This is a genomic window from uncultured Thermus sp. (genome assembly GCF_938010445.1).
GTDB lineage: Bacteria > Deinococcota > Deinococci > Deinococcales > Thermaceae > Thermus > Thermus altitudinis.
Genome location: NZ_CALLUR010000119.1, coordinates 1 through 7955 on the forward strand (window position 1 = coordinate 1; position 7955 = coordinate 7955).

The window sequence follows — 7955 nt, forward strand, 5'->3', positions numbered from 1 at the left end:
CCCCTAAGCCGCCTGGTGTGGGATGGGGCCCTGCTCCTGGGGGAGGAGGATACCGAGGCCCTGGGTCTTTTGGGGGATATCCGGGCTAGGGAGCGGAAGGCGGATCCCAAACGGCCCCTCATGCGGGTTAAAGCTGGGGAAAGGGAAGCCCTCCTGCCCCTATGGCCCTTGCCGGGTTTACCCAAGGGGAGTGGGGTGGCTCCCCTTTCCCACTTCTTCCATCCCGAAGGGGTGGTCTGGCCCCTGGAACTTTCCTCCACAGGCCGGCACTACCCCTTGGTCTCCACCCAGTACCACGGGTATCTGGGCGAGGTGGAGGCGGTGAAGGTGCTGGAGGAGGCCAAGGCCCTCGAGGCCGAGCCCCACAAGGAAAAGCGGGTTTCCTTCTACCCCCCTTGGCCCCAAGGGGAGCACGCCTGGGCCATGACCGTGGACCTAAGCCGTTGCCTGGGGTGTGGGCTTTGCACCCTGGCCTGCCAGGTGGAGAACAACATCCCCGTGGTGGGGAAGGAGGAGGTGCAGAAGGGACGGGAGATGCACTGGATCCGCATAGATCGCTACTTCGCCGAGGAAGGGGTGGTGCACCAGCCGGTCATGTGCCAGCACTGCGAGAAGGCCCCTTGCGAGGCGGTGTGTCCTGTGGCGGCCACGGAGCATTCCGACGAAGGCCTGAACCTCATGGTTTACAACCGCTGTGTGGGCACCAAGTACTGCTCCGCCAACTGCCCCTACAAGGCCCGGCGCTTCAACTTCTTCCCCTACGGGGAGGCCTTTGTGGGCCAAGGCGATCCCCGCAAGGCCAAGGAAAGCCCCTTGGCCCTCCTCATGAACCCCGAGGTGAGCATCCGTAGCCGTGGGGTAATGGAGAAGTGCACTTACTGCGTGCAACGCATTGAGAATACCCGGGCTAAGGCGGCCCAGGAAGGAAGAAAAATCCGCACCGGGGAGATCAAGACCGCCTGCCAGGAGGTCTGCCCCGGGAAGGCCATCCACTTCGGGGATCTTCTGGACCCGGAGGACCCCATCCAGGCCCACCGCAAGGAGGGGCGGCACTACGCCCTTCTGGAGGAGGCCAACACCTGGCCCCGCACCACCTACCTGGCCCACTTGAAAAACCCTAATCCCAAGCTGAAGGAGGGGGAGCATGGCGCGTAAGGAACCCCATCCCGACCACGACCTGATCCAAGGGGAGTGGACGGAAAAGACCTTGGTGGAAAAGCTTTTGGAGCCTGTGGAGAAACCGGCCCCTAGTCCCTGGAAGGTGGTGGTGGCCGTGGGGGCTGCCCTTACCTTGGTCTGGCTCTATGCCCTTTTCGTTACCTTCGTGAAGGGCTTGGGCACCTGGGGCATCAACCAGCCCGTGGCCTGGGGGTTTGACATCGTGCACTTCGTCTGGTGGATCGGTATCGGCCACGCCGGGACCCTCATCAGCGCCATTCTGGTCCTCATGCGCCAGAACTGGCGCGACTCCCTGAACCGGGTGACCGAGGCCATGACCCTCTTCGCCGTGCTGGCGGCGGCCACCTACCCCCTCATCCACATGGGCCGGCCCCAGCTCTTCTACTGGGTCATGCCCTACCCCACCCACATGGCCCTCTGGCCCCAGTACAAAAGCCCCCTCTCCTGGGACGTGCTGGCCATCATGACCTACCTGACCATCTCCACCCTCTTCCTGTACCTGGGCCTGATTCCGGACTTGGCCCTCCTACGGGAGAGGAGCACCGGTTGGCGGAGGAAGCTCTATGGGTGGCTTTCCTTGGGTTGGACGGGGAATGCCGTGCACTGGCAACGCTATAGGGCGGTGTACGTGCTCCTGGCGGGCCTGGCCACCCCGGTGGTGATCTCCGTGCACTCGGTGGTGAGCATGGACTTTGCCTATGGCCTGGTTCCGGGCTGGCACCTTACGGTCTTCCCCCCCTTCTTCGCCTCCGGGGCCATTTACTCCGGCTTTGCCATGGCCCTCACCCTGATCATCCCCCTAAGAAGGTGGTACCGCCTGGAGGGGGTGATCACCGAGCGCCACCTGGACTGGATGGCCAAGGTGACCTTGGCCAGCGGCCTGGGGGTGGCCTACATCTACCTCCTGGAGATCTTCATCGCCTGGTATGCGGGGGAGCCCGCGGAGTGGGCGCAGCAGATCTGGCGCATGACCGGGCCCTATGCCCCTTACTACTGGGCCATGATGCTCATCAACGTGGTCCTCCTCCAGACCCTCTGGTTTCCCCGCTTCCGCAAGAACCTCACCTGGCTCTTCGTCTTCTCCATCCTGGCCAACGTGGGCATGTGGCTGGAACGCTTTGTGATCGTGGTCATCAGCCTGTCCAAGGACTTCTTGCCGGGGAACGCCCAGCTTTACTACCCCACCTGGGTGGACTGGGCCCTCTACTTGGGAACCATCGGCTTCTTCCTCTTTGGCCTAGCCCTGTTCATCCGCCTCTTCCCCCCCATCGCCGTGGCGGAGATGGTCCACCTCTTCCACCGCCTGAGGAAGCACTAGGAGGGAAGCATGCTCTACGGACTCATGGCCTATTTTGACTCGCCAGAAAAGCTCCTTGAGGCCCTGAAGGTCCTGAAGGCCGAGGGGTACCGGCGCCTCGAGGCCCTCACCCCTAATCCCGTGGAAGGGATTGAGGAGGTTTTGGGCGGGGATGGCCGCATCCCCTGGATCGCCTTCTTCCTGGGGGTCTTGGGAGTGGGCCTGGGGCTTTTCCTGCAGGTCTACACCACCCTGGACTACCCCCATAACGCCGGGGGCAAGCCCCTTTTGGGTTGGCCCGCCTTCATCCCCGTGACCTTTGAGCTCACCATCCTCACCATCACCGTGGGCATCTTCCTCTTCCTGCTCTATAACAACGGCCTGCCCCTTTCCTGGCACCCGGCGGTGCAGGCCCGGGAGTACGTGCGGGTCCTTTTGGACGAGTACGGGGTTTTCGTCTACGCCTCGGATCCCCGGTTTGACCTGGAGGGCACCAAGGGGCTTCTGGCCCGCCTGGGGGCGGAGGTGGAGGAGGTGCGGCGTGACTAGGCTCCTTTTTCTCCTTTTGCCCCTCCTTTCCGCCTGCGGCTGGATGTGGGACCAGCCCAAGGTGCGGCCTTTCCGGGAGGCCCCCTTGCAGGTGCAAGTGGCTCCGGAGCGGGTTCGTTTTGGGGAGAACCTGAACCTGGAGGTGCGCACCGGGCTTAAGCCCGAGGGCGGCTTTGCCGACAACCCCTACACCTTCACCACGGAGGAGCTCATCCGGGGTAAGGCCCTTTACCGCACCTTCTGCGCCATCTGCCACGGGCTCAACGCGGAGGGGGACGGGCGGGTGGTTCCCTTGGGGATGCCCAAGCCCCGTTCCTTCCAGGACCCCGGGGTAAAGGCTATGCCCGAGGGGTACTTCTATTTTGCCGCCACCAACGGCTTTGGCCGGATGCTTTCCTATAAGAGCCGCATCCCGGAAAGGGAGCGCTGGCTCATCGCCCGCTACGTCAAGCAGTGCCTCTTGGAGGAGGCCTGTCCTGTGGAGGTGGTGAATGCAGAGGTCTATTGAGCGGAACCTTTCGGCCCCCTTCTTTTTGGGCATTTTCCTCTACGCCCTGGCCTTTCTCTTTGGGGCTCCGGCAGCCTACTTCCCCTTTGCCTTTTTCCTGCTGCTCTCCTTGGGGGCCTTGTTGGTTCTCCTCTTGCACAACGCCCTCACCAGCCGCTGGGGGGTTCCTTTAGAGCCCTATCTGTACCCCTTGGCCCGCCTCCTCCCCCTCATGGGGCTTTTGGGGCTCCCCTTTTTTCTCTTTCTGCCGGAGTTTTTCCCCTGGGCCCGGCCCGGGGCCAACTTGGATCCCATCCTGGCCCACCGTTCGGGGTACCTGAATGCCCCCTTCATGCTGTTGCGCTATGTCGTCTTCTTCGCCCTCTTCGCTTGGGTTTTGCTGAAGCTAAAGCCAGGGGAGCACCGCTCGGAGGTGGGGGCCTGGGGGCTGCCCCTGGTATTCGCCGCCGCCACCTTCCTTTCCTATGACCTCTTCATGGCCCTCGAGGCCCACTTCTACTCCGCCTCCTTCGGGGCCATCCTCCTTCTTTCCGCCGCCCTCTTGGCGCTTTCGGTGGCCGTGGCCCTGGCGGCCCGCAAGGGTAATGCGGCCCTCATGGGCCAGGCCCAGAACCATACCAATCTCCTTCTGGCCCTTTCCATCATCTGGATGTATGTGGAGGCCACCACCCTGGTCATCATCTGGGGGGCGGACCTAACCCACGAGGTGGAGTTCTACCTGAAGCGGCTAGAAGGACCATGGGGGACCGTGGCCACCCTGTGGGCGGTGGGGGGTTTCTTTCTCCCCTTCCTCTACCTCCTCACCAACCTCCCCAAACGGGAGGCCCGTTACCTTCTGCCCGTGGCCCTTTGGATCCCCCTCTTCCGCCTTTTGCACCTGGCCTGGTACGTGCTTCCCGCCCTGGGGCGGGGGGTAGGGGTGGGGGAGGTGGTGGGCTTTCTGGGCTTGGCCCTCCTCTTCCTCTCCCGGTTGCGCGCGGACTAGGGCGGGGTTTGTGCCTGGCCCCACCCCGGGTGGGGCCTCTCTTTTTGGGCTTCGGGGCATTTGCACCTACCTTCACAAGCAGGCGGGGAGCACCCTAGGCTTAGGGGTACACGGTAAGGGTACCCGGGAGGTGGAAGATGGCAGCGAAGGTTTTGGTCCTAGGAGGCGGTTCGGGTGGCCTGGTGGCGGCCAATAAGGTGAAAAAGCTTCTGGGCAAGGAGGCGGAGGTCACCCTGGTGGATAGGAGCACCCACCACGAGTTCATGCCCGCCTACCCCTGGGTGGCCTTTGGCATGCGCGAACCCGAGCAGGTGCGTAGGCCCTTGGCCAACCTGGAAAAGCGGGGCATCGCCTTCCTGCAGGCCACGGTGGAGGCCCTAGACCCCGCCAACAGCCGGGTTAAGACCAGCGCGGGGGAACTGGCCTACGACTACCTGATCGTTTCCCTGGGGGCCGAGGCCCTGCCCTCCCCCGCCCCGGATGGCCACGCCCCTTGGAGCCTCGAGGGGGCCTTGAAGCTGAGGGAGGCCCTCAAGAACTTCAAGGGCGGCAAGGTGGTGGTGGGGGTTTCCTCGCCCTACTACCCCTGTCCCCCAGCGCCCTATGAGGTGGCGGGCCAGGCGGAGTTTGCCCTGAAGGTAAAGGGTCTTCGCCAGAAGAGCACGGTGGAGGTGTTCCACCCGAATCCTCTTCCGCTGGCAGGTATGGGTCCGGTGATCTCCGGAAAGGTCCTAGAGATCCTCCGCTCTAAAGGCATCGTCTTCCATGGGGAGTTTGAGCCGGTGGCCTTTGAGGGAGGAAAGGTGAAGGCCAAGGACGGGCGGGAGCTGGCCTACGACCTCCTCATCCTCACGCCGCCCTTTGCCCCCAACCGGGTGGTGCGGGAATCCCCCTTGGCAGGGCCCAACGGCTTCCCCGAGGTGGACAAGATGACCTTCCGCTCCACCAGGTTCCCCAACGTCTTCGTCATTGGGGACACGGTGAACCCCTCCCTCCAGCTACCCCCAGCCGGGGTAGTGGCCCACTTCCAAGGGGAGTACGTGGCCGGGGTCATCGCCTCCGACCTCAAGGGGGCCTACATTGGCGAGCCCTTTAACCCCGTGGCCATGTGCATCATGGACTTCGGGGACAACGCCCTTTTGCCCCAGTGCTCCTTTGAAAAGCTCCTGGCGGGCACCGGCATGCCTTCTTGTGGCGTGATGGCCGTGGGTAAGTGGGTGCGGATCACCAAGATGCTCTTTGAAGGCTTCTGGTTTGCCACCTTGATCGAGTAGGAGGGACCATGGAAAAGACGCTTACGGTGGAAGAAAGGCTAGCCCATATAGAGGAGGTCTTGGAAAAAAGCGGGCTCGGCCTTCTGGCCCAGGTAGGTACCGGGGAAACCCTGGCGGAGAACCTGGGTCTTCTCATGGAGCCCCAAAACCTGCAGCTGGTCTCCCTCTTGGCCCGCTTTCTGGACCAAGCGGAGGCTTTGGAGAAGCTGGCGGACACCCTGGAGAAGTTGGAAGAATCGGGAGCCCTAGCCTTCCTGGGGCACCTTACGGAAAACTTCGGTGAGGGCTTGGGCATGCTCATGGAGCCCCAGGTGCTGCGGCTTCTTTCCCACGGGGCCAACATTTTGGACATCCTTTCCCGGATAGAGCCTGCGGCCATCGGCATGATGGCCTCAGCCTTGCAACGGGGCCTGGGGGAGACCTTCACCCCCGAGGTCCTGCGGGACCCGCCCCGGGTGGGTCTGGCCGGGATTCTGAGGCAGCTTTCCGACCCCGAGGTGCAGAAGGCCTTGGGCGTGCTTTTCCTCCTCCTTAAGGCCCTGGGCAAAGCCTTCGGTCACCTGAACCAGGACATGAAGGCCCTGGAGGGGCTCATGGCCAAGATGATGCCCAAGAAGTAGGGGTTTACGCCAGGGTTACCCGGTCCCGGCCCGTTTCCTTGGCCCTTAGAAGGGCGTAGTCGGCCTTTAGGATCCACTCCTCCACCTGGGCCTCGTTCTCGGGAACCTCCCCACCTGCAATGCCGGCGGAAAGGGTGAGGGGGTAGGGGATGGGGTCCACCTTTTGGCTGCGGAAGCGGTAGCGGATCCGCTCCACCACCTCCTTGGCGGCTTCCCGGCCCGCGCCATAGAGGAAAAGGAGGAACTCCTCGCCCCCATAGCGCACCGCCAGGTCCTCCTGGCGGACGCTGGCCTTGAGGATGCGGCCCAAAAGCTTTAGAACCTCATCCCCCACGGGGTGGCCGTAGGTGTCGTTCACCCTTTTGAAATGGTCTATGTCCAGCATGACCACGCTTAGGGGAGCCTGGTAGCGCCGGGCCAGGGCCAGGAGTTTGGGCAGTTCCACCTCCAGGCCCCGCCGGTTCAGGAGGCCGGTGAGGGGATCGGTGAGGGCTAAGGTGCCCCACTCCACCTGGCGCAGCACCTGCCTTATCCGCTCCCCCAAGAGGGAGAGGAAGCCTGGGGGGATGGGCTCTTCCAGAGGCTTTTGCAAGTAGAGGTAGGCGGCATCCCCGCTTAAAGGAATGGTGAGGGCATGGGGGGTTCGTTCCCCCACCAGGCCCCGCCTCCCCCGCACCTCCAGGCCCACGGCCGTGGGGAGGAGGTGGCGGGTGGCCTCGAGGGCCCCCCTAAGAAGAGCCTCTGGGCTCAAGGTCTGGGTCACGCTGGGGGAGAGGCGGGCGAGCTCCTCCAGGAACCGGGTCCAACGCAATCCCTTCTCCTCCGTACGGCGCCATTCCAGATAGTTGGCGTAAAGGAGGCCCAACCCTCCCACCAGACCGCCGTAAAGGGCCAGGACCCGCACTTCCCAAGGGGACGGGTCGTTTAACAAGGAAGCGGGCATCAGGAAGAGCCCCCCAAGGGCCAGGGCCTGCCCCAGAAAGGAGGCCCTCCCCGCTCGCTCCTCCAGCACCCCCAGGGCCAGGAGGAGGTAGCCCAGGGTCCAAAGCAGGTGGACGGGGTGCCCGGTGGGGTACCCCCCGGCCGCCTCCAAGAAGGCGTAGGCCATGTCCGCCACCAAAAAGAGAAGGAGACCCGCCCCCCAAAGGGCCCGTCCTCCGATGCCCTCTTGGAAAATAGGTTCCAACCGCGGCAGGAGGAGGAGAAGGAGGAGGGCGTCCCAGACCGTGTAGAGGCGGTCTATACCCAGTTCGGGCTGAAAGGCGGAGCCCATGCCTAAAAGCCCCAGGGGCAGGAGCCAAAGGCTCAGGCGGGGCGGTTTTCCCGGAAGCCAAAGGAGTCCCCAGGTCAGGGCGGCGTACCCTATAAGGTAGGGAAACTCCAGGTAGAGTCCTCGAGGCAGGCGGCCCAGGTCCTCAAGGGTCCAAGCCAGATCGCCCAGGCCCAAGAAGAAAAGCCCTAATCCAAAGGGTTTCTCCCGGTGCCCAAGGAGAATACCCCCGCCTATCAGGGCCACCAGGGGGGTTAAAAAGCGCTCGCTCCA

At 63.6% G+C, this 7955-nt stretch carries 8 protein-coding genes; 7 read left to right on the forward strand and 1 reads right to left on the reverse strand.

Annotated features, from left to right (window positions below; translation table 11 throughout):
• The 7 genes from Q0693_RS06775 to Q0693_RS06805 all read left to right on the forward strand — a co-directional run.
• Positions 1-1155, forward strand: a 1155-nt coding sequence (locus tag Q0693_RS06775) for a 4Fe-4S dicluster domain-containing protein (protein ID WP_298630201.1), incomplete at its 5' end; no start/stop codon positions are given.
• The gene (nrfD, locus tag Q0693_RS06780; RefSeq protein WP_298630203.1) at positions 1145-2497 is read left to right on the forward strand and encodes an NrfD/PsrC family molybdoenzyme membrane anchor subunit; all 1353 of its coding nucleotides are present in this window, start codon (positions 1145-1147) and stop codon (positions 2495-2497) included. The genes Q0693_RS06775 and nrfD, both read left to right, overlap by 11 nt.
• Positions 2498-2506: 9 nt before the next feature.
• Positions 2507-3025, forward strand: a complete 519-nt coding sequence (locus Q0693_RS06785) for a DUF3341 domain-containing protein (protein WP_243031051.1) — start codon at positions 2507-2509, stop codon at positions 3023-3025.
• Positions 3026-3068: 43 nt separating this feature from the next.
• On the forward strand, positions 3069-3533 hold the full coding sequence (locus Q0693_RS06790) for a cytochrome c (protein ID WP_298630211.1): 465 nt from the start codon (positions 3069-3071) through the stop codon (positions 3531-3533).
• Positions 3517-4518: a hypothetical protein gene (locus tag Q0693_RS06795; protein WP_298630206.1), complete on the forward strand. Its 1002-nt coding sequence runs from the start codon at positions 3517-3519 to the stop codon at positions 4516-4518. The genes Q0693_RS06790 and Q0693_RS06795 overlap by 17 nt, the downstream gene beginning before the upstream one ends.
• Before the next feature lie 137 nt (positions 4519-4655).
• Positions 4656-5792 carry an FAD-dependent oxidoreductase gene (locus Q0693_RS06800; protein WP_298630208.1) on the forward strand — a complete coding sequence of 379 codons (1137 nt, stop codon included), beginning with the start codon at positions 4656-4658 and terminating at the stop codon, positions 5790-5792.
• Between the two features lie 8 nt (positions 5793-5800).
• Positions 5801-6412: a DUF1641 domain-containing protein gene (locus Q0693_RS06805; RefSeq protein WP_243031054.1), complete on the forward strand. Its 612-nt coding sequence runs from the start codon at positions 5801-5803 to the stop codon at positions 6410-6412.
• Between the two features lie 4 nt (positions 6413-6416).
• Here Q0693_RS06805 and Q0693_RS06810 read toward each other — a convergent pair.
• On the reverse strand, positions 6417-7955 hold a 1539-nt coding region (locus Q0693_RS06810; RefSeq protein WP_298630209.1), incomplete at its 5' end, for a GGDEF domain-containing protein.

Coding starts and splice junctions, on each gene's coding strand:
- Q0693_RS06785 (WP_243031051.1), top strand. CDS start 2,507: ATGCTCTACGGACTCATGGCCTATTTTGACTCGCCAGAAAAGCTCCTT.
- Q0693_RS06790 (WP_298630211.1), top strand. CDS start 3,069: ATGTGGGACCAGCCCAAGGTGCGGCCTTTCCGGGAGGCCCCCTTGCAG.
- Q0693_RS06800 (WP_298630208.1), top strand. CDS start 4,656: ATGGCAGCGAAGGTTTTGGTCCTAGGAGGCGGTTCGGGTGGCCTGGTG.
- Q0693_RS06805 (WP_243031054.1), top strand. CDS start 5,801: ATGGAAAAGACGCTTACGGTGGAAGAAAGGCTAGCCCATATAGAGGAG.
- nrfD (WP_298630203.1), top strand. CDS start 1,145: ATGGCGCGTAAGGAACCCCATCCCGACCACGACCTGATCCAAGGGGAG.
- Q0693_RS06795 (WP_298630206.1), top strand. CDS start 3,517: ATGCAGAGGTCTATTGAGCGGAACCTTTCGGCCCCCTTCTTTTTGGGC.